The sequence below is a fragment of the Aliiroseovarius sp. ABM4_368 genome (genome assembly GCF_056161205.1).
Genome location: NZ_JBSWYR010000001.1, coordinates 137,156 through 157,991 on the forward strand (window position 1 = coordinate 137,156; position 20,836 = coordinate 157,991).

Below are 20,836 nucleotides of genomic sequence, written 5' to 3' on the forward strand. Positions count from 1 at the left end.
CATCCCTTCCTTTACGTCCGGCTTCTCTTACGCAGGAGGGGGCGAAAGGGCAAGGGTTGAAGGGATAAGCCTCGTGTAGTTGAAATTTCGTCGACTGGAAGGTGGCAGATTGAAAATAAATGAGTTAGCGTTCGGTCAATCAATTTACGGGCGAATCCAACTTCGCGGATTATGAGTATTTTCTATGGCTAAGTTCACTGCAAAAAAACCGATTAACATGAATGATTTTCAACTCTTTGAAGGAAACACTCTTCAAAGCACCAGTTCGAAAATCGTGACGAAGCAGGGTGGACAAAAACTCGTTTATACAGGCACTTTTTACTATGATTTACGGGGTGACGTCGATGGCTCCCTCAAGACCATGACACACAGCATAAAGGGAGATGTCCAGTACACCATCACTGACATCGATGCTGAGGTTGATCGCTTCTTTATTTATATAAAGGGGTTTGAGTTGGGGGTTGATGACCGCGCCTTGACGTATCTCTTTCGCAAAGCTGATGTCTTCAAGGGAAGCAGCGGCAATGATGTTCTAAAGTCCTTTGCGGGTTCCGATGTTGTGAACGCTGGATCGGGGAATGACCTTGCCAATAGTGGGGCTGGAAACGATACGCTACGAGGTGGAGTTGGGCGCGACACGTTACTTGGAAAATCCGGAAGCGACACCTTGGATGGCGGACTTGGTAGGGACGTGCTTGTTGGTGGAACGGATGCTGATGTTTTTGTATTCAACAACAAATCAGGAATAGACCGGATCAAAGATTTCAACGCCAAAAGCGACGCTGAAGACATCGACTTATCAAAGGTCACTGCCATCAAGAACTGGAAAGACCTGAAAAGCAACCACATGTCGAAGCAGGGCGGGGATGTTGTGATCGAGTACGGTAAAAACAAAATCATCATCGAGGACACGAAGATTAAGCATTTGGATGCCGACGACTTCCTGTTTTAGAAAACCGCCTGCCTTAAACCCTCAGTCCTTCTTCGCGTACTTAATAAACGGCGTCCGCGTTGCGACCTGATCGTAGAGCATCCGGCCTTTGTAATTGAACTCCTGCGTCAGCCAATAGGTGCCAGAACAGCCAGCGTCCTTGGCGATCTTGTGGACAGTTTCGATCAGCCGACGGCCCACGCCGCCGCCGCGTAGACTGGGATCAACATAGAGGTCCATCAGATAGCAAGTGTTCTCGACGCTCCACATGCTGCGGTGAAATAGGAAATGCGTTAGGCCAACCAGCACTCCGTCTTTCTCGGCCACCAAACCCTGAAACTCACCGGGGTCGCCCGATAGCATCCGCGCGAACGAGCTGTCATAGACTGCGTCGTCCAGTTTGGTCTCATAGAACTCCAGATAGGCCGTCCACAGCGCGCGCCACGCATGGTTGTCATCGGCAGTAACGGGGCGGATGGTGATTGTTTCGGGCATTATACGGTCCAGAGCTGGTAGAATTCCATCGCCAGCCTAACCGATTGCCATGTCGCACAAAACGCCCTAGTTCACCTTCTTCGTCGGCGTAAACGGAAGCGGCATCACGGGCACTCCGTCCTCGATCAGCTCTTTGGCGTCGTCAAGTTTTGTCTCGCCATAGATCGCGCGTTCTGGGGCTTCGCCCAGATGAATGGCACGGGCTTCTTTGGCAAAGTCTTCGCCCACATAGTCGCTTTCCGCCTCGACCTTGGCACGCAGTTTGGCGATTTCAGCGGCAATTTCTTCCTGCACTTCAGGCGAGGGCGCAACATGCGGCATTGGGGCCGATTGTGCGGGTACGGTTTCAGGCTGGGCTGGTTTTGCCGCTGCACTGCGCGCTGGGCGCACTTTTGGGGCCATCAGAGACTTTGTCACTTTGGTCGATCCGCAATCGGGGCAAGACACATGCCCGGCCGTCGTCAGCGCGTCAAACGCGTCGGCGTTCTGGAACCAGCTTTCAAAGCTGTGGTTCTGGTCGCATTTCAAAGCATAGCGGATCATGGGGCGCAGGCGTCCATCTGGTGTCGTGTCGAATATATATGAAACCCGACGGGGGCTTGTGCAAGACCCGGTCCACAGCTTCGCAGCTTTAGCGCAGCATCTTCGGATCGAAATCTTTGATGATTTGGCGCAGTTCCGGCTCGCCCACCATTTGCGCAGCCTTTTTGCGACCGACCCATTTGCGCCGGCGTTCGCGTTTTTCCGGATAGCTTTTCAGCTGCTTTTTAACCTTCAGCGGAAATACGGCCACGACGCAGGGTAGCTTTTCGCCAGCAAATCCCTTGTCATAGGCGTAGAACCCCAGCACTTGATGAAAGAGCTTCCCCTCGACGCCCGCCTCTTCATACGCTTCGGTTGCGGCAGCCCCAGCAGGTGTTTCGCCGTCCATCGGCCAGCCCTTGGGAATGATCCATCGCCCGGTCCCGCGTGAGGTGATCAGCAGGATCTCGACCTTGCCATCGTGAATACGGAAAGGCAGCGTGCCGAACTGCGTGCGCACAGATCGCTTGTCAGAAAGCGTTAGCCGGATCGGCTTTTGTTTGCCCTTCGCAATCGTCAACTTTTTACCGCCATTGCTACCCATAAGTCCGGCCATTCTATCCGGTTACTGTAAACTCTCTTTAAAGATAGTCCTTTTTGGGGCGAAAAAAAGGGAAATGCGGCAGATGTGGTGGTTCAAGGGTGGTTTTGCGCGAAATGTAGCCGCACCACAGTCACCCCAACGAACACCTTCTGTTGCACTGTGTAATCTTAGTCACCACTTGGAAGTAACACCCAGAAACGAGCTCGGTTACTCTATGCCTTTCATTCTGCTTCTCCTTCTTTCGATCTTAGGCTTCTTTGGCTATCGCTATTGGTCGCGACGCAATGCGCGCAGACGCTTGCTGTCACAGCCATTGTCGAAAGAAAAACGCCAGATTGTTGAGACGCAAGTCCCGCTTGTCGCGCGATTGCCAGAGCATTTGCGGCCAGCGTTCGAGGGCAAAATCAATCTGTTTTTGAATCAAGTGACCTTTCACGGCTGCGACGGGTTGGACGTTACCGACGATATGAAGATTTCGATCGCCGCGCAGGCTTGTTTGCTTATTGCTGGCAGCGATGCTTGGTATCGGCATCTGCGCACCATTTTGGTGTATCCGACAGCATTTCAATCAGTTAGGCGCGGGCAAGATGGGTATGTCGTGACTGAACAGCGCACCATTCGCAGCGGTGAAAGCTGGCAATATGGCCCCGTTATTCTGTCGTGGAAGGACAGCGAGCAGGGAGCATTGAACGACGTGGATGGCCATAACGTGGTCCTGCACGAATTCGCCCATCAGCTTGATGGTCTATCGGGCGACACAGATGGTGCGCCGTTGATGGCAAAGGGGCAAAGCTTCGACGCGTGGCGCCGGGTGATCAGTGCTGCCTACGAACACCATGTCGCGCAGGTCCAAGCTGGGCGCCCTACTGTAATCGATGCATATGGGGCCGAAGGCCCGGAAGAGTTCTTCGCCGTTGTGATCGAGTTGTTTTTTGAGCAACCTGACACGCTGAAGACAGATGAGCCCGAGGTTTATCAGCAACTGTCCAAGCTATTGCAGTTGGACCCGTCAAGCTGGGGGTGACAGGTCCAACTATATTGATCAATCGCGTGTGCCTGCGAACTTTTCCTGCCATTCTTCACGCTGTTCGTCTGCGATCTTGGCAAACAGATTTTCCGGTACGGTGAACGCGTGGCCCGGTTTCAGCGTGTCCAAGGCCTCGGCCACGTCGCTTGGCCATTCCATATCTGTGTCCATTGCCACGCGCAGGGTTTGCGACGCATCGGGGATGAACGGGGCAGACAAAACTGCATAGAGGCGGATCAGATTCAGGGCCAGACGAATTTGCGCGGCGGCCTGTTCGGGATCTTCCTTGAACGTCGCCCATGGTGCGGTGGTTTGCAGATACTCGTTGCCAGCGACCCAGATGCCACGCAGTTCTTGCGCGGCTTTGCGCACGTCCATGGCTTCCATGTGGCCTTCATAGGCGCGAACCTTGGTTGTTAGGTCGGCGATCAGCGCGGCCTCAACTTCCCCGTATTCGCCACCTTCCGGCACTGATTCCGAGAATTTCGAACGGCAGAATTTGGTGACGCGGCTGACGAAGTTACCCAGCACATCTGCAAGGTCTTTGTTCACGCTGGCTTGGAAGTTTTCCCACGTGAACTCAGCGTCCGAATTCTCGGGCGCGTGGCTCAGCAGCCACCAGCGCCAGTAATCCGCAGGCAGGATCGACAGGGCCTGATCCATGAACACGCCACGCCCTTTTGATGTCGAGAACTGCCCGCCATCATAGTTCAGATAGTTGAACGATTTGATGTAATCGACCAGCTTCCACGGCTCTTGCGACCCCATGATCGTCGCCGGGAAGGACAGGGTGTGGAAAGGCACGTTGTCCTTGCCCATGAATTGCACGTAACGCACGTCGTCCGCACCCTTGTCGGTGCGCCACCAGCGTTCCCAAAACTCGGGGCCTTCGCCTTTCTCGTCCGCCAGCTCGGCGGTGGCTGCGATGTATTCGATGGGCGCGTCGAACCAGACGTAAAAGACCTTGCCTTCCATTCCGGGCCAGTCTTCGTCGCCCTTCTTAACGGGCACACCCCAGTCCAGATCGCGCGTGATGCCGCGGTCTTGCAACCCGTCACCATCATGCAGCCATTTCTTCGCGATCGAGGTCGTCAGGACGGGCCAATCTGTCTTCTGGTCGATCCATGCGTCCAGCTTGTCCTTCAGCTTAGACTGACGCAGATACAGGTGCTTGGTCTCGCGAACCTCCAGATCGGTCGAGCCCGAAATCGCCGAACGCGGGTTGATCAGGTCGGTTGGGTCCAGCTGCTTGGTGCAGTTTTCACACTGGTCGCCGCGCGCGCCGTCATAGCCGCAGTTGGGGCATTCGCCCTCGATATAGCGGTCGGGCAGAAACCGGCCATCCGCATTCGAGTAGACCTGCTTTTCCGACACTTCCTCAATGAACCCGTTCTCGGCCAACTTGCCCGCGAAATGCTGGGTCAGCTTGTGGTTCTGCGGGCTGGATGAACGACCGAAACTATCAAACGACAGGCGGAAGCCCTTCGCGATTTCGGCCTGAACCTCGTGCATTTCGGCGCAGAACTCGGCCACTGGCTTGCCGGCTTTGGCGGCGGCCAGCTCGGCGGGCGTTCCGTGTTCGTCGGTCGCACAGATGAACATGACCTCGCGGCCCCGGCAGCGGTTATAGCGGGCGTAAAGGTCCGCTGGCAGCTGCGAGCCAACCAGGTTTCCAAGGTGCTTGATCCCGTTGATATAAGGGATCGCCGAAGTGATAAGGACGCGGTTCATGTGAGCTCCGAATACGTGTTTGTGGCCGTATACGACATGGCCCGTCCCATGACCAGAGGGTCAGGCGCCTCAGCCCCGATCCCGCATCTTGCCAAGCAGACGACCCATCGAAAAAGTGGTGCGCGGGGTATAGGTATAGGGCGTACGCTCTTCGCTGGTCGGACGGCGGCGCATCCGGGCCACGCTGAAGACGACAAGCACCAGATGGCCAAAGGCGATCATGACGAACAGGGCAGGGGGGCCAAAGCTTTCGATCAAGTTTGACGCCAGCAGTGGCGAGGCGATCGCACCCACCGCGTAATAGAACATCAGCGCGGCCGACAGCTCGATCCGTTCGTCGCTGTTGGCAAAGTCATTCGCGTGTGCAGCGGCGACCGAGAAAATCGGGAAGGTTGTCAGGCCAAACAACCCGGCCGCCAGAAAGACGCCCGCAACCCCGGACCCGGCGGCCAGCATCGTGATCCCACAACTGACGATGGCCGCAACAGACAGCCAGATCAGCACCCACCGGCGGTCATATCTGTCCGCAAGCCATCCGGCAGGGAATTGCGCAAAGGCACCGCCCAACACGAAGGCGGCCAAAAACCACGCCAGTTGGTGGGTCTCAAGCCCTACTTCGTTGCCATAGATCGGGCCCACCATCCGGAACGCGGCTGTCGTGATCCCTGACGTCACCACCGCTGCCACTGCCAGCGGAGACCGCCCCCATGCAAGCGCTGGGCGCAGCCTTGGTGCGGTTGGGGTGCGCGGCTCTTGCGTGCGGGTCAGGACCAAAGGCAGAATGGCCGCGCAGCAGGCAATCGCAAGGATGTTGTAGCTGATGTAATGGGCGGGCTCTAATACCGCGATCAAAAGCTGTGCCCCCAGTGACCCGCCCAGATCCACGAACCGATAGCCTCCGGTCAGACGCCCGCGCGTCTCGTTGGTGACCCGCGCGTTGATCCAACTTTCAATGACCGTATAGCTGCCCGCGATACACAATCCCGTTGCCATCCGCATCACCGCCCAGGCGTATGGATCGATCCAGATCATATGTGCCAGAAGCCCAATGGCCCCGAGGGCGGCAAACCCAGCAAAAGTGCGCGCGTGCCCTACCGCCCCCATCAGGCGCGGCGCCCACCAGCAGCCCACGAAAAAGCCGATGAAATGCGCCGATCCCAACAGCCCGACCTGGGATTTCGTGAAGCCCAGCGTCAGCCCCGACACCGCATCCAAAGGTGCCGCGCCGCCCGAGCTGAGTTGGAGCAGCACGACGGACAGCAAAAGAGGGGTGAAACTTAGAAACAAACGCATTGGGCACCTCGGCTCCCTTAAGATTGGCAGTTTTGCCTTGCGACGTCATCCCGTCTGCGACCTTTGGGTCCGGTGCTTGTCGTTTTTCGTGCTTTCACTTGCGAGGCGTCAGGGGGGCTGGTAAGCGGGGGAAACCTGATGGAAACAATAGGATTTTCGTCAGAGGGCGAGAAGGCACGGCGGATGGACATGACACCCCAAAGCACGGCGCGACTGGAAGTGCGCGGATTGACGCGCAATTTTGGCGGGCTGGATGTGGTGCGCGATGTGTCCCTGTCGTTGCAGGCAGGCCAAGTGACTGGGCTTTTGGGTCCATCCGGCTGCGGCAAGTCCACCACGCTGCGCATCATTGCAGGCGTCGATCGCCAGACAGAAGGCGAGGTCTGGATTGATGGCAAGATGGTCGCGGGTCCGGGTGTGTTTGTCCCACCCGAAAAGCGCCATATCGGCTTGATGTTTCAGGATTTCGCCCTGTTTCCGCATCTTTCGGTGGGCGATAACGTCGCCTTCGGCCTGACGGGCACACGGACCGAGAAACGCCAACGCGTGCACACGCTTCTGGATAAGGTCGGGTTGGGCACGTTCGTCGACAAGTTTCCGCACGAGCTGTCGGGCGGCGAACAACAGCGCGTGGCGCTTGCCCGCGCGCTTGCGCCAAAACCCTCGATCATGTTGATGGACGAGCCGTTCTCGGGCCTTGATAACCGTCTGCGTGACGGCATCCGCGATGAAGCGCTAAGCATCCTGAAAGAGGAAGGCGCCGCCGTCCTACTGGTCACCCATGAACCGGAAGAGGCGATGCGCATGGCCGACGAGATCGCCCTGATGCGCGCGGGCCAGATCGTGCAGCGCGGCGCACCCTATAACGTCTATAACGCGCCTGTGGACTTGCAGGCCGCCGCTTTCTTTTCCGACGTGAACGTGATCTCCGGCACGGTGGATGGCGCGTTGACCCAAACTGCATTTGGCCAGTTTCTGGCCCCCGGCGTTCCGGATGGTTCAACCGTGGACATCGTGATCCGCCCTCAGCATTTGAAGATCGACTTTGACCGCGGCGGCGTCGGCCCTGGCCCTACGCCCGATCACGGCGTCTGGGCGCGCGGACTGGTGAAACGCGCGCGCTTTATTGGCAAGGAAAGCCTTGTGGAATTCCAGATGGAGCGAGACGGAAGTACCCTGACCGCTTCGGTCCCGTCCGTGTTCTTGCCCAAACCAGACACGCCTCTTTGGATCGCCATTCGCCGCGACCGCTGCTTCGTGTTCCCGCGTTGTTGACCCTGAAGCTGTCCGAGAATCGGTGCAGATCAACGACTGAGTTCCCTGCTTAGGTGCCGTTCCGTAATCCCTGAGCCTACAACAACCCGCCCTGACACACGGAAATCCCCGCTGTTTTGCCAGTTTTTTCCCTTTGGGGCTTTGAACTTCCCGCGTGACACAATAAATGTTCAGGGCGATATATCTGCGAAAGCTGCCAATAGCTTTCGGACTAGGGAGAAAAACATGCTCAACAACATCGGCCTTCCGGGCCTTCTGCTGATTGCCGTCGTGGTGCTGGTTCTGTTCGGCCGCGGCAAAATCTCGTCTCTGATGGGCGAGGTCGGCAAAGGCATCACTGCGTTCAAACGTGGCGTGGATGATGGCAAGAAGGAAATCGAAGACGAGGCCGCCGAGGTGGCCAAGGACGTGACCCCCGAAACCGAAAAAGACAAGGCGTAAGCCGCCTAAGGAAAGGCGCAGCCTATGTTCGATATCGGGTTTACCGAGCTTCTGGTCATCGGCGTCGTAGCCCTGATCGTGGTGGGTCCCAAGGATCTGCCCGGCATGTTCCGCACGCTTGGCCGCTTTACCGCTCGCGCGCGTCAAATGGGGCGCGAGTTTACGCAAGCCATGAACGATGCGGCAGATGAAAGCGGGATCAAGGACGTGTCCTCGACGCTGAAATCCGCCACTTCACCCAAGTCGATGGGGTTGGATGCGCTGAACAAAGCGGCTGATGGGTTCGAGAAATGGGATCCCAGCAAAGCGCGGCGTGACCAAAAGGAAACGGACGCTGCCCTCAAGGCAAAAGAGGCTGAAGAACGCGCCAAACTGGCGGAAGATACGGCCAAAGCTGCCGAGAAGATCGGCGCAGCCAGCGCCAAGCCTGCGGCCAAAGCTGCAGAGGATACCGCCGTAAAGTCTAAGGCAAAGCCCAAAGCGGCCAAGAAGCCAGCTGCAAAGAAACCGGCCGCCAAGAAACCTGCGGCCAAACCCAAATCCACGGACACATCTGACGCATGAGCGACACTGACGAGATCGAAGACAGCTCGGCCCCGCTGATCGAGCATCTGGCCGAGCTGCGCACGCGGCTGATCCATTCCGCCATTGCCTTCATCATCGGCATGGTGATCTGCTTTACGGTCTGGAACCCGATTTTCAACTTCCTGACCGAGCCGCTCTGCTCGACCATGGCCGAGCGTGGGCAGGCTGATTGCGGGCTTATCCTGATCAAGCTGCAGGAAGGTTTCTTCGTCGCGGTGTCGATCTCGCTTTTTGGGGGGCTGGTCCTGTCCTTCCCCTATATCAGCTATCAGCTGTGGCGCTTCGTAGCGCCGGGCCTTTACAAGAACGAAAAAAATGCGTTTCTGCCGTTCATGCTCGCCTCGCCGATCATGTTCCTTCTGGGGGCCAGCTTCGCCTTCTATGTCGTCATGCCGCTGGCCTTCGACTTTTTCCTTGGCTTCCAGCAGTCCGGCAATGTCGGCGAAACCGGGGTCGAGGCGTCTATCGATTTCCAAGGCTCGGTGCAGGAATACCTGCGTCTGTCGATCAAGTTCATCGTGGCCTTTGGCCTGTGTTTCCAGCTTCCTGTGCTTTTGACCCTGATGGGTAAGGCGGGTCTGGTGTCCTCGCAAGGTTTGGCAGATGTGCGCAAATACGCCGTGGTTGGCATTCTTGTTCTGGCCGCCTTGGTCACGCCGCCGGATGTTATCACGCAGGTCATCCTGTTCGTCGTGGTCTATGGCTTGTACGAGATTTCAATCCAGCTTGTGAAGCGGGTTGAAACCAAACGCGAAGCCGATCTGCGTGCTCAGGGGCTGTGGTTCGACGAAGACGACGAGGAAGCCGAGGACGAGCTGATGGCCGAGTTCGACGACGAGGATGATGACGACGACCCCGATGGCGGGCCGGATGACGATCCCGAGGATGATCCGGGCATGGTTGAAACCGGGCGTTGATCTGCCAAAACTCGCGAAATGCAAAAGTGCGCCCAGTCGGGCGCGCTTTTTTTTGGGGGGCTACTTTTCCCAGATTGAAAATCGTCCCCTTAACTTCGTTAAGCTCTTTAAAAACCGCCCCATCCGCGCTTTAAAAGGTTTGAAATTCTACACCCGGCGCAAAGGACCATCAAAATGGCGGATCAGGACATGATGAAACACATCGCCGAGGCTTTGGAACGCATGTCACCTGCGCCCTTCGAAGCGCCCGATTTTGATAGCGCCGACGCCTTCGTCTGGCATGTCGCGCCGGATCGGCTTGAGCCTGTCCAGAAGGTCTCGCGCGTGGCATTGGACCTGCTGGTCGGCGTGGACCGTTCGCGCGATACGCTTTTGGAAAACACCTTGCAGTTCTCCGACGGGCTGCCCGCCAACAACGCCCTTCTGTGGGGCGCGCGGGGCATGGGGAAGTCTTCGCTGGTTAAGGCTGTCCATGCCGAGGTTCTGAACCGTGGAAAACCCCTGAAGATCGTTGAGCTACAACGTGAAGATCTGCCCTCAGTCTCGCGTCTGCTGAATCTTCTGCGCGGGTCGCAACATCGGTTCTTGCTGTTCTGTGATGACCTGTCATTCAGCCATGACGACCAGCACTATAAGTCACTGAAAGCCGTGCTGGATGGCGGGATCGAAGGGCGTCCGGACAACGTGGTTTTCTATGCCACTTCGAACCGCCGCCACCTTATGCCACGCGACATGATCGAGAACGAACGAAGCTCGGCTATCAACCCATCTGAAGCGGTCGAGGAAAAGGTCTCGCTGTCGGACCGTTTCGGATTGTGGTTGGGATTCCACCCTTGCGATCAAGATGAATATCTGTCGATGATCCGCGGCTACTGCAAGGTCTATGGCGTCGAGATCAATGAAGAAACCCTTTGGGCTGAAGCGATTGAATGGCAAGCCACACGCGGCGCGCGATCGGGCCGTGTGGCGTGGCAATACTTTACCGATCTGGCCGGGCGAAAGGGTGTGACGCTCGACTAAGCCCGTCCGGTTAAAGGACTTCTCAACCCTTCGTGGCATGTTAGACTTCAGTAATCAAAGCTGAGGCCAACATGAAACGCATCGCCATCTTCTGTGACGGAACCTGGAACCGATCCGACGCTCAGATCCCGACTCATGTGTTGCGGCTTGCGCAAGCGGTGCGTCCCACGGCGCGGGACGAGGTGACGCAAGTTGTCCACTATTTACAAGGGGTTGGAAGTGGCCAAGGGGTCACTAAACTGTCACGGTTTCTGGATCGGTTTTTGGGCGGCGCGTTGGGTTGGGGCCTGGACGAACGCATTCTGGACGCCTATCGCGCGCTGTTGTTCACCTATGAACCCGGCGATCAAATCTACATTTTTGGTTTTTCGCGAGGGGCTTACACTGCGCGGTCCCTTGCAGGCATGATCCGCACAGCGGGTATTTTACCGTCGAGCCGAACCGATCTGATCCCCGAGGCAATGCGCCGATATCGCGCGCGTGACGGCTATAGCTCGCACCCTGACAGTGAAAGCTCTATGGCGGCACGTTTGGCCATGTCACCCGAGGTTGCGACCAGTCCCAAGGACGAGGAATGGCGTAAGGCACAAGGGATCGACTGCCATCTTCTGGACATCACCTATGTCGGCGTGTGGGACACCGTGGGCGCGTTGGGGGTTCCTGCATTCCTTGGTCCGCTCGCCCGGTTTTCGAAGAAACGCTATGCGTTTCACGATGCGGATCTATCACGGTCTGTCGGCGCGGCGCGTCATGCGGTGGCGATCGACGAGCGTCGCAGGCATTTTCCGCCTGCGCTTTGGACCAATCTGGACACGCTGAACGGAGAGGTCACGGGCACCACGTCACGCTATCAACAGCTTTGGTTTGCGGGCAATCACGGAATTGTTGGCGGATCCGGTGCTGCGCCGGAGTTGTCCGCCTTTCCAACCGCTTGGATTGTCGCGGGTGCTCAGGAACGGGCGTTGGATTTCAACCCGGCGCGCCTTCAAAAGCTTTTGACCGTCGCGGATTTGAAGGCGGATGATCGCGGGGCAGCATTGCAACCAGCATGGCGCAATCTTTGGGGCTTCTTACTGCGTGACCGTGAACTGTTGCGCGATCCAGAAAGCCAGGAAATCCCAGCGGGCCAGATCTCGGGCGCTGCAAAAGAAAGGGTGCGCCAGACGTCTTATCGCCCGCGCACCCTTGATCCCGTCATCGAGGATCTTTTGAAATAAATCAGTGGTTTAATCCAGCTGACCTTCCGCCGTGATCCGGGTTTTTCCACCCAGATAAGGGTGCAAGACCTCGGGCAGTGTAACCGATCCGTCCTCTTCCTGACCGTTCTCCAGGACCGCGATCAGCGCGCGACCCACGGCAAGACCCGAGCCATTCAGCGTATGCAGGAACACTGGCTTACCACCTTCCGCAGGCTTCATCCGTGCATTCATACGGCGCGCTTGGAAATCCCCACAGGTCGAGACCGAGCTGATCTCGCGATAGGTGTTCTGTCCGGGCAACCAGACCTCGATGTCATGTGTACGGATCGCGCCGAATCCGATGTCGCCGGTGCACAGAACCACAGTGCGATAGGGCAGGCCAAGGCGTTCCAGAATGTCCTCGGCGCAACGGGTCATGCGCTTGTGTTCGGCCTCGCTTTCGTCCGGTTTGGTGATCGATACCATCTCGACCTTTTCGAACTGGTGCTGGCGCAGCATCCCTGCGGTGTCGCGCCCAGCCGACCCGGCTTCCGAGCGGAAACACTGGGTGTGCGCCACGTAACGGCGGGGCAGATAGCCTTCTTCGACCGTTGCGCCGTTCACGATATTGGTCAGCGGCACCTCGGCGGTCGGAACCAACCACCAACCATTGGTGGTCTGATAGCTGTCCTCGCCAAACTTGGGCAGCTGGCCCGTCCCACGCATCATGTCTTCCTTAACCAGAACCGGGGTCCAGGTCTCGGTCAGGTCGTTTTCATTGACGTGCACGTCCAACATAAACTGGGCCAGTGCGCGGTGCAGACGGGCAACTGCGCCCGACAGGACCATGAAGCGCGAACCAGACAGCTTCGCGGCGGTTTCGAAATCCAGACCATCCTGAACGGCGGGCAACTCGTAATGCTCGATCGGCTTGAACGAGAACTCGCGCGGGGTGCCCCAACGGTTGATTTCGACATTGTCGTCTTCGTCGTCCCCATCCGGCACGTCATCGGCCACGATGTTGGGCAGACCCATCAGCAGGTCAGTCAGCTTTCCGTCCAGCTCTTTCGCTTGGTCGTTCAGGCTGGCAATCTCGGCCTTCTTTTCACCGACCAACGCACGCAGGCGTTCAAACTCGGCTTCGTCGCCCTGAGCTTTCGCAGCCCCAACAGACTTTGCTGCCTTGTTGGCCTCGGCCTGCGCAGTTTCGGCTGCCAGAATCGCGGCGCGGCGGCTTTCATCCAGCGACAACACCTCGCCTGACAGCGCCGAGAGGCCCCGACGGGCCATCGCCTTGTCGAATGCTTCGGGATTGTCACGGATCAAGCGAATATCATGCATGGATCTGTCCTTTGATTTAACCTGACGCGCATATGCCAGATGGGCGCGCCGGGGGGAAGAGAAAACCATCCCCCTGCTTGCTGGACAACCCACAGACCCCCATATAGGGTGCGCCGGACAATTGGGCGGGGCGCATGTGCCAGCCCGTGAAAAAGGGATAAAACGATGTTTGCAACTCCTGCATTTGCACAAGCCGCGGGCGCCCCGGCTGGCGGAATTCTGAATGGGATGCTGGTTCCCATGGTGCTGGTTTTCGCCATTATGTATTTCTTCATGATCCGCCCCCAACAGAAGAAAATGAAAGAGCATCAGGCAATGCTTGGCGCGCTGCGCAAGGGCGATCAGATCGTCACGCAGGGCGGTGTGATCGGCAAGATCACCAAAGTAAAAGAAGACAACGAGGTCGAGGTTGAAATCGCGTCGGGCGTGAAGGTCCGCGTTGTACGCTCGACCATCACGGCCGTCATGGGTAAGACCGAGCCGGTCGAAGGATAACCCGAGCGGGTTTCGATCTAATCAACTGAATATCAAGACTTTATAGGGCAGGGGCACATGCTTCAAATCGCAACTTGGAAACGTATTGTGATCTGGGGGCTGGTGCTCCTTGGCCTGTATTTCGCGTCCCCGAACGGGTTCTATGACCGGGTCGAGACGCATAATGACGCGGTCGCCACGATTGAAACCACGGGCACCACCCCCGAGCTTGAGGCAGACCGCTCGGCCTGGCCCGATTGGGCGCCGAATGCGCTGGTCAATTTGGGTCTCGATCTGCGTGGCGGTGCGCATCTGTTGGCCGAAGTTCAGGTCGAGGATGTCTATGAGGCGCGGATGGATGGTTATTGGCCAGAGATCCGCAACGCACTGCGCGACGAACGTGCCACTATCGGCACCATCCGCCGTCAAGACAGCGACCCTGCTGAGCTTCGCGTGCAAATCTCGAAGCCCGAGGCCTTGCCACAAGCGATTGAAATCGTTCGGGGGCTGGCGCAACCGGTGGTCAGCCTATCCGGTGTCGGGTCCACCGATATCGAGGTGAATACCGGCCGCGAGGGCGAATTCGTCGTAACCCTGTCCGAGGCAGAACGCGTCGCCACGGATGATCGCACCATCCAGCAATCGCTCGAGATCATCCGCCGCCGCGTGGACGAGGTCGGCACCCGCGAACCCACCATTCAGCGTCAGGGCACGAACCGCATTCTAATCCAAGTGCCGGGGATCGGCTCGGCATCCGAGTTGAAAGAGATCATCGGCAAAACCGCGAAACTGACCTTCCACCCGGTTGTCAGCCGTACCACCGATGGCGCGACCACGCCCGGTCCGCGTAACGTTTTGTATCCGTCGATTGACGAAGAAGGCATCTTCTATGTGCTGGAACAAACGCCCGTTGTGACCGGCGAGCAGCTGAACGACGCTCAGCCTGCCTTCGACCAGAACGGCCAGCCTGCGGTGAACTTCCGTTTCAACGTGACGGGCGCACGCCTGTTCTGCGACTACACCGGCGCCAATGTCGGCGCGCCATTCGCGATCGTGCTGGACAGCGAAGTCATCTCGGCCCCGCGGATCAACGAACAAATCTGTGGTGGATCTGGCATCATCACCGGCAACTTCTCGATCGAAGAATCTACCAATCTGGCTGTGCTTCTGCGTGCAGGTGCCTTGCCTGCCGAACTGACTTACGTCGAAGAACGCACCATCGGGCCAGAGCTTGGTCAGGACAGCATTGATGCGGGTAAGATTGCGTCAATGGTGGCATTTGCCGCAGTACTGATCTTTATGGTGGCTTCTTACGGCTGGTTCGGGGTGATCGCCAATGTCGCATTGATCCTTAACGTCGGCTTGATCTTCGGCCTTCTGTCGATGATCGGGGCCACGCTGACCTTGCCCGGTATCGCGGGCATCGTGTTGACCATTGGTATGGCCGTGGACGCCAACGTGCTTGTCTTTGAACGCATCCGGGAAGAGCTGAAAGCTGGTCGCGGCCCGGCCCGCGCCATCGAGCTGGGCTATGAGAAGGCATTGTCGGCCATTCTGGACGCCAACATCACCACCTTCATCACCGCCGTGATCCTGTTCATCATGGGCTCTGGCCCAGTGCGCGGTTTCTCGGTCACGCTGGGTCTGGGGATTTTGACCTCGGTCTTCACGGCGATCTTCCTGACCCGCCTGATGGTGGTCATGTGGTTCGAGCGCAAACGACCACGCACATTTGAAATCAAGGGCATTCGCCTTACCCCAACGGGCCGCGTGTTTGACTTCTTCAAACTTTCGATCGCTTCGCTAGGCGCATCCGGCTTGGCCATGGTTGCGTCCGTCGTGCTGTTCTTTGTGATTGGGTTAAACTTCGGCATCGACTTCCGAGGCGGCACCACGATCCGAACCGAAAGCACGCAAGCTGTAGATGTGGGCGTCTATCGTGACGCACTGACGCCGTTGGCGCTTGGTGACATCTCGATTGTTCAGGTGAATGATGTGAACTTCAGCGCGGATCAGCATGTCAGCCAGATCCGGATCGAGGCCCAAGAAGGGCAAGAATCGATCACGCCTGAAACCATTCAGTTGATCGAAGAGGCGCTGGCCAGCGTTGATCCGGCAATCACTTTCCCCAGTGTTGAAAGCGTTGGGCCAAAGGTCTCGGGCGAACTTGTAACCACCGCGGTCTTGGCTGTTGTTGCCGCAATCGCAGCGGTTCTTGTCTATATCTGGCTGCGATTCGAATGGCAGTTCTCGCTTGGGGCAGTGGCCGCGCTTGTGCATGACGTCGTTCTGACCATTGGGATATTCAGCCTGCTGGGCATCAAGTTTGACCTTGCCATCATCGCAGCGCTTCTGACCATCGTGGGCTATTCTCTGAACGACACCGTGGTCGTCTTTGACCGCGTGCGTGAAAATCTGCGCCGTTACAAAAAGATGAACCTGAAAGAGGTTCTGAATCTGTCGATCAACGAAACGCTGTCACGTACCATGATGACCTCGATCACCACGCTGTTGGCGTTGATTGCGCTTTATGTGCTGGGCGGTGATGTGATCCGGGGCTTTGTTTTCGCGATGATTTGGGGCGTAGTCGTCGGGACGTATTCGTCGATCTTCGTTGCCTCGACCATCCTGCTGCGCCTTGGCGTGAAGCGTGACTGGTCCAAACCTGATGCCAACGAGGGCAATCAGTTTGCCAACGTGGATGCTTGATCTACTAGCCCAAGCCTTGGGACTTCCGGGGCTTGGGTGGCTGCTGGCAAGCTCGTTTGCTGCCGGGCTGGTGCGTGGTTTTGCTGGCTTTGGCACTGCACTGGTATTTTTACCAGTGGCCGCGCAGGTGGTCTCTCCGGTTTGGGCCGTGATCACAATGCTTGTCATGGATATGATCGGCCCGGCCCCCGCCATCCCGCGTGCCTTGCGAGAAGGCCATCGCAAAGACCTGCTACGCCTGTTAGGCGGCACGGCGTTGGCGCTACCTTTGGGTATTCTGATGCTTGTTTGGCTGGACCCCAATGTATTCAAGCTTCTAGTTGGCTGCGTCAGCCTTGCTATGACTGGGCTTCTGATTTCGGGATACCGGTTGAAGAATGAGGTTTCGCCGCGCGGGGTTTGGGGTATCGGGGGCGCCGCTGGCATTTTGGGCGGATCTGCGGGTATTCCCGGACCACCCGTGATCCTGTTCAATATGGCCTCGTCGCGCCCTGCGCGGGTCATCCGCGCGAACACCACATCGTATCTTTATTTCTATGACGCGATGATGCTGCTGGGGCTTTTGATCGCTGGACGCCTGGCAGGCTTGCCTATCATGATCGGCTTGGTGATAACGTTGCCTGCACTTGCAGGAAATGCGTTGGGTGGCTGGTTATTTGACCCGAAACATGAACGGCTTTATCGCTATGTCGCCTATACGATCATTGCCGCATCGGCCCTATCGGCGTTGATTTCGGCGGCCACAAGCATGTAAGGTGGGGACGCGACTATGCAGTTTCACGAAGTCCGATATGACAGTGCACAGCCGGTCGACAGCTATGGTCCGGGTTTTTTCCGCGTCGCGGGCAAGGTGATCGAAGGTCCGGTTCTGGTGACTGCGGAAACGGCCGCTAGCTGGGAAGGGTTAGATGACATCGCCTCTTTGACCGCGCTGAAAGGTCAGATTGACGTGTTGTTTCTGGGCATGGGGGCCGAAATCGCCTATCCGCCCGTCCCCCTGCGCGAGGCGCTGGAAGAGGTCGGGATCGGGATCGAGCTGATGGGATCCGCGCAGGCCTGCCGCACCTATAACGTCCTGATCGCCGAGGGTCGCCGCATTGCGCTGGCCGCCCTTCCGGTCTAAGGCTTTCTACATGGAGCTTCAGGTCGAAAATCTGACCGTGGCGCGCGGGGGCGTGCCGGTGCTGGAAGGATTGGAGTTCACTCTGTCCGCCGGTCAGGTTTTGATCCTGCGCGGCCCGAACGGATCGGGAAAAACCACGCTTTTGCGGACCCTTGCAGGGTTGCAGCCCCCCTTGGCCGGCAGCGTGTCGGCGGACCCCGAACAGATCACCTATGGCGCCCATGCGGATGGTTTGAAAGCCACGCTAAGCGTCGAAGAGAACCTGCGCTTCTGGGCGTCGGTGCATGGAATCGTAGACATCGCGCCTGCGGTGGATGGGTTCAATTTGCGCGGGCTGCTGGATCGCCCCTCGGCCAACCTGTCGGCAGGGCAGAAGCGGCGGTTGGGGCTGGCGCGGTTGCTGGTCACTGGGAGGCCCATATGGCTGTTGGACGAACCAACAGTGTCGCTGGACGCAGCATCTGTCGCTCTGTTCGCTGACGCCGTGCGGGCACATGTGGCGGGCGGAGGCTCGGCTCTGATTGCCACGCATATTGACCTTGGTTTGCAAGCGGAAACGCTGGATGTTGGCCCGTTTAAAGCAGATGTAAACCGCCCGCGCACCGGCGGTCCCCGCGACGCGTATGCCGATTTCGACGAGGCGTTTTCATGATCGCTTTGCTGGTTCGGGATATGCGGCTGGCCATGCGGGCAGGGGGCGGCTTTGGTCTGGGGCTGGCGTTCTTTCTGATCGTATCGACCCTTGTGCCCTTCGGCGTCGGCCCTGAGGCCGCGATCCTGTCGCGCATCGCGCCGGGCATTTTGTGGGTGGGTGCATTACTGGCTTGCCTACTGTCACTCGACCGCATTTTTCAGCTGGATTTCGAGGACGGATCGCTGGACCTTCTGGCCACCGCTCCCATCCCAATGGAGGGGATCGTCGCTGTCAAAGCGCTTGCACACTGGTTGGTTACTGGCCTGCCGCTGACACTCGCCGCGCCCGTGCTGGGGACGCTGATGAACTTGGAAAGCCCGGGCCATTATTGGATCTTCATCACACTTTTGATCGGCACTCCGGCTCTGTCGATGATCGGCGCATTTGGGGCGGCTCTGACCGTGGGACTGAAACGAGGCGGGTTGCTTTTGTCGCTGCTGGTCCTGCCATTATACATCCCTACGCTGATCTTCGGGGCAGAGGCCGCGACGCGGGGGACTGCGGGCCTGTCCGCGTCAACTCCGCTTCTTATGATGGCCGGGATCACCGCCGGATCCATCGCCCTGCTACCATTTGCCGCCGCCGCCGCCTTGCGTGTGAACCTGAGATAGGTCAAACCATTCCGAGGCATTTACACTATGCTGCCTGCGCCACCGTCTGAAGGAAGCCACAGAGGAAACACATGTCACTTTGGGAATTCGCAAACCCGGTCAAGTTCATGGCCCTCAGCGGCAAGGTTTTGCCCTGGGTGATCGGCCTGTGCGCCGTGACTTTGGTGCCGGGACTGATCTGGGGCTTTTTCTTCACCCCCGAGGCCGCCAAGTTCGGCAATTCAGTCAAGATCATCTATGTCCACGTCCCAAGCGCCATGATGGCGATCAATATCTGGGTGATGATGTTGGTGACGTCTCTGATTTGGATCGTGCGCCGCCACCATGTTTCGGTCCGCGCGTCCAAAGCTGCAGCACTGATTGGGGTGACGATGACGGTGATTGCGCTGATTACTGGTGCGATTTGGGGGCAGCCTATGTGGGGCACCTATTGGGCGTGGGATCCGCGCCTTACCAGCTTTCTGATCCTGTTTCTGTTCTATCTGGGTTACATGGCGCTTTGGGCGGCCATTGATAATCCGGACACAGCTGCCGATCTGACATCGGTTCTGTGTATCGTTGGATCCGTCTTTGCGGTGCTCAGCCGATATGCGGTGAACTTCTGGAACCAAGGCCTGCATCAGGGTGCGACCTTGTCGTTAGACAAGGAAGAAAACATCGCAGACGTCTATTTTGCTCCGATGCTGCTGTGCCTAGCTGGATTCGTCTTGCTGTTCGTGGCGCTGGTGTTGATCCGTACCCGAACCGAGCTGCGCTTGGTGCGCCTGCACCGTTTGGACGTCCGTGAAAGGATGAAAGATGCTTGAGCTGGGAAAATACACCGACGCCATCTTGTCGTCTTGGGCGATCACTCTCGTACTTTTGATCGCTTTGATCCTTGTGACTTGGCGCCGTTCGGTCCAAGTGAAAAACGAACTGGATGCGGCCGAAGAAAGGGCGAAGCGGAATGACTGAGAAGAAACAGAGTTTCCCAATCTACTATTACATTCCCTTGGTAGTAATATTGTGTGTCGCAGTACTATCGGGCTGGAAGATGTTAGTTGATGAAGATGGTGACGCGCTGCCTTCGACCCGCGAAGGTGGAATCGTGCCCGAGTTGGTGAATGCAACCGCATTCGACGGCGAACCCGGCTTTACGCAGGACGATCTGAAATCCGGTGGTGTGAAGCTTGTGAACTTCTGGGCCAGCTGGTGCGCCCCTTGTCGCGCTGAACATCCTTTGCTGGAAAAACTGGCCGAGGAAGGTGTTCAGATCAACGGGATAAACTACAAGGACGATCCGGCAAATGCGAAGCGTTTCCTGACCCAGTTGGGCAACCCCTATGCTGCGTTGATGACGGATGGCGGCGGTCGCACGGGTCTTGAATGGGGTCTGTACGGCGTGCCGGAAACCTTTGTCATTGCGGGCGACGGCACAGTGGTGAAACGCTTTGCGGGCCCGATCACCGAAGGCATTCTAGAGAACATCATCCGCCCAGCCATTGCCGAGGCAGAAGCCCGTTAACCAGCCGCGTTCATCATCAAGATAATCACCGCGAACGCGGCGAACTCCAGCAATGGAATCGGGATGCGCTTGATGAAATTGCCCACGTGAACTGCGTCCTCATTTTGTTGTCCGCCAATGTGTCTAAGGCCATTGAGCGATTGGCCTAACGTATTACGGCTGTTCGCGGTGATCCAGACCGCCTGACGGAAACGATCTGTTTTTCTTTTCTCAGTTTAGCCCAGGTTGGCGCGCTCAACAGTGACGTACATCACAGGTGTCGCGTGCTCGTATTCAGGTAGAGCCACCGATACCCGTATGACGGCATAGGGGTTAGGCGTTGGAAACATCATGCAATGTGACGAATCGGGCAAGCCGGTGC

23 protein-coding genes are annotated in these 20,836 nt (G+C 57.6%); 17 read left to right on the forward strand and 6 right to left on the reverse strand.

Annotated features, from left to right (window positions below):
* Positions 1-184: 184 nt before the first annotated feature.
* Complete coding sequence (locus tag ACXAH3_RS00690) at positions 185-952, forward strand: calcium-binding protein (protein ID WP_474860143.1); 768 nt, start codon at positions 185-187, stop codon at positions 950-952.
* A gap of 21 nt (positions 953-973) precedes the next feature.
* Here ACXAH3_RS00690 and ACXAH3_RS00695 read toward each other — a convergent pair whose 3' ends face one another.
* From ACXAH3_RS00695 to ACXAH3_RS00705, 3 genes are all read right to left on the reverse strand, one after another.
* Positions 974-1,426 carry an N-acetyltransferase family protein gene (locus tag ACXAH3_RS00695; RefSeq protein WP_474860144.1) on the reverse strand — a complete coding sequence of 151 codons (453 nt, stop codon included), beginning with the start codon at positions 1,424-1,426 and terminating at the stop codon, positions 974-976.
* 66 nt (positions 1,427-1,492) lie between these two features.
* The gene (locus ACXAH3_RS00700; RefSeq protein ID WP_474860145.1) at positions 1,493-1,969 is read right to left on the reverse strand and encodes a DUF1178 family protein; all 477 of its coding nucleotides are present in this window, start codon (positions 1,967-1,969) and stop codon (positions 1,493-1,495) included.
* A gap of 88 nt (positions 1,970-2,057) precedes the next feature.
* The gene (locus ACXAH3_RS00705) at positions 2,058-2,564 is read right to left on the reverse strand and encodes an NUDIX hydrolase (protein WP_474860146.1); all 507 of its coding nucleotides are present in this window, start codon (positions 2,562-2,564) and stop codon (positions 2,058-2,060) included.
* A 202-nt stretch (positions 2,565-2,766) separates the two neighbouring features.
* On the opposite strand from ACXAH3_RS00705, the gene ACXAH3_RS00710 reads away from it, so the two are divergent.
* Entirely contained in the window at positions 2,767-3,576 is an 810-nt protein-coding gene (locus ACXAH3_RS00710; RefSeq protein ID WP_474860147.1) for a M90 family metallopeptidase, read from the forward strand.
* An 18-nt stretch (positions 3,577-3,594) separates the two neighbouring features.
* Here the strand turns inward: ACXAH3_RS00710 and metG are convergent, their stop codons facing one another.
* Positions 3,595-5,310, reverse strand: coding sequence for a methionine--tRNA ligase (metG, locus tag ACXAH3_RS00715; RefSeq protein WP_474860148.1), 1,716 nt, complete (start codon positions 5,308-5,310; stop codon positions 3,595-3,597).
* Positions 5,311-5,379: 69 nt separating this feature from the next.
* Positions 5,380-6,603, reverse strand: a complete 1,224-nt coding sequence (locus ACXAH3_RS00720; RefSeq protein ID WP_474860149.1) for an MFS transporter — start codon at positions 6,601-6,603, stop codon at positions 5,380-5,382.
* 189 nt (positions 6,604-6,792) lie between these two features.
* Here ACXAH3_RS00720 and ACXAH3_RS00725 point away from each other — a divergent pair, with 189 nt between their 5' ends.
* The 6 genes from ACXAH3_RS00725 (at position 6,793) to ACXAH3_RS00750 (ending at position 12,058) form a co-directional block, all read left to right on the forward strand.
* Positions 6,793-7,878, forward strand: coding sequence for an ABC transporter ATP-binding protein (locus ACXAH3_RS00725; RefSeq protein ID WP_474860150.1), 1,086 nt, complete (start codon positions 6,793-6,795; stop codon positions 7,876-7,878).
* A gap of 225 nt (positions 7,879-8,103) precedes the next feature.
* Positions 8,104-8,319: a twin-arginine translocase TatA/TatE family subunit gene (locus ACXAH3_RS00730; protein ID WP_474860151.1), complete on the forward strand. Its 216-nt coding sequence runs from the start codon at positions 8,104-8,106 to the stop codon at positions 8,317-8,319.
* Positions 8,320-8,343: 24 nt separating this feature from the next.
* A complete protein-coding gene (gene tatB, locus ACXAH3_RS00735) occupies positions 8,344-8,883 on the forward strand; it encodes a Sec-independent protein translocase protein TatB (protein WP_474860152.1) in 540 nt (179 codons plus the stop codon).
* Positions 8,880-9,821: a twin-arginine translocase subunit TatC gene (gene tatC / locus ACXAH3_RS00740; protein WP_474860153.1), complete on the forward strand. Its 942-nt coding sequence runs from the start codon at positions 8,880-8,882 to the stop codon at positions 9,819-9,821. The genes tatB and tatC overlap by 4 nt, the downstream gene beginning before the upstream one ends.
* A gap of 174 nt (positions 9,822-9,995) precedes the next feature.
* Positions 9,996-10,841 (forward strand): ATP-binding protein, encoded by an 846-nt coding sequence (locus tag ACXAH3_RS00745; RefSeq protein ID WP_474860154.1) that lies wholly within the window; start codon positions 9,996-9,998, stop codon positions 10,839-10,841.
* Between the two features lie 71 nt (positions 10,842-10,912).
* Positions 10,913-12,058, forward strand: a complete 1,146-nt coding sequence (locus tag ACXAH3_RS00750) for a DUF2235 domain-containing protein (RefSeq protein WP_474860155.1) — start codon at positions 10,913-10,915, stop codon at positions 12,056-12,058.
* 9 nt (positions 12,059-12,067) lie between these two features.
* Here the strand turns inward: ACXAH3_RS00750 and serS are convergent, their stop codons facing one another.
* Positions 12,068-13,360: a serine--tRNA ligase gene (serS, locus tag ACXAH3_RS00755; RefSeq protein WP_474860156.1), complete on the reverse strand. Its 1,293-nt coding sequence runs from the start codon at positions 13,358-13,360 to the stop codon at positions 12,068-12,070.
* 165 nt (positions 13,361-13,525) lie between these two features.
* On the opposite strand from serS, the gene yajC reads away from it, so the two are divergent.
* The 9 genes from yajC (at position 13,526) to ACXAH3_RS00800 (ending at position 20,475) form a co-directional block, all read left to right on the forward strand.
* A complete protein-coding gene (gene yajC / locus ACXAH3_RS00760; RefSeq protein ID WP_474860157.1) occupies positions 13,526-13,855 on the forward strand; it encodes a preprotein translocase subunit YajC in 330 nt (109 codons plus the stop codon).
* Positions 13,856-13,912: 57 nt separating this feature from the next.
* Entirely contained in the window at positions 13,913-16,543 is a 2,631-nt protein-coding gene (gene secD / locus ACXAH3_RS00765) for a protein translocase subunit SecD (protein WP_474860158.1), read from the forward strand.
* Positions 16,536-17,297 carry a sulfite exporter TauE/SafE family protein gene (locus ACXAH3_RS00770; protein ID WP_474860159.1) on the forward strand — a complete coding sequence of 254 codons (762 nt, stop codon included), beginning with the start codon at positions 16,536-16,538 and terminating at the stop codon, positions 17,295-17,297. Before secD ends, ACXAH3_RS00770 begins: the two co-directional genes overlap by 8 nt.
* A 15-nt stretch (positions 17,298-17,312) precedes the next feature.
* On the forward strand, positions 17,313-17,666 hold the full coding sequence (locus ACXAH3_RS00775; RefSeq protein WP_474860160.1) for an Mth938-like domain-containing protein: 354 nt from the start codon (positions 17,313-17,315) through the stop codon (positions 17,664-17,666).
* A 10-nt stretch (positions 17,667-17,676) separates the two neighbouring features.
* Entirely contained in the window at positions 17,677-18,318 is a 642-nt protein-coding gene (ccmA, locus tag ACXAH3_RS00780) for a heme ABC exporter ATP-binding protein CcmA (RefSeq protein ID WP_474860161.1), read from the forward strand.
* Positions 18,315-18,971 carry a heme exporter protein CcmB gene (ccmB, locus tag ACXAH3_RS00785; RefSeq protein ID WP_474860162.1) on the forward strand — a complete coding sequence of 219 codons (657 nt, stop codon included), beginning with the start codon at positions 18,315-18,317 and terminating at the stop codon, positions 18,969-18,971. Before ccmA ends, ccmB begins: the two co-directional genes overlap by 4 nt.
* A gap of 71 nt (positions 18,972-19,042) precedes the next feature.
* Positions 19,043-19,777, forward strand: a complete 735-nt coding sequence (locus ACXAH3_RS00790) for a heme ABC transporter permease (protein WP_474860163.1) — start codon at positions 19,043-19,045, stop codon at positions 19,775-19,777.
* Positions 19,770-19,925 carry a heme exporter protein CcmD gene (gene ccmD / locus ACXAH3_RS00795; protein ID WP_474860164.1) on the forward strand — a complete coding sequence of 52 codons (156 nt, stop codon included), beginning with the start codon at positions 19,770-19,772 and terminating at the stop codon, positions 19,923-19,925. Before ACXAH3_RS00790 ends, ccmD begins: the two co-directional genes overlap by 8 nt.
* The gene (locus ACXAH3_RS00800) at positions 19,918-20,475 is read left to right on the forward strand and encodes a DsbE family thiol:disulfide interchange protein (protein ID WP_474860165.1); all 558 of its coding nucleotides are present in this window, start codon (positions 19,918-19,920) and stop codon (positions 20,473-20,475) included. The genes ccmD and ACXAH3_RS00800 overlap by 8 nt, the downstream gene beginning before the upstream one ends.
* Positions 20,476-20,836 lie beyond the last annotated feature (361 nt).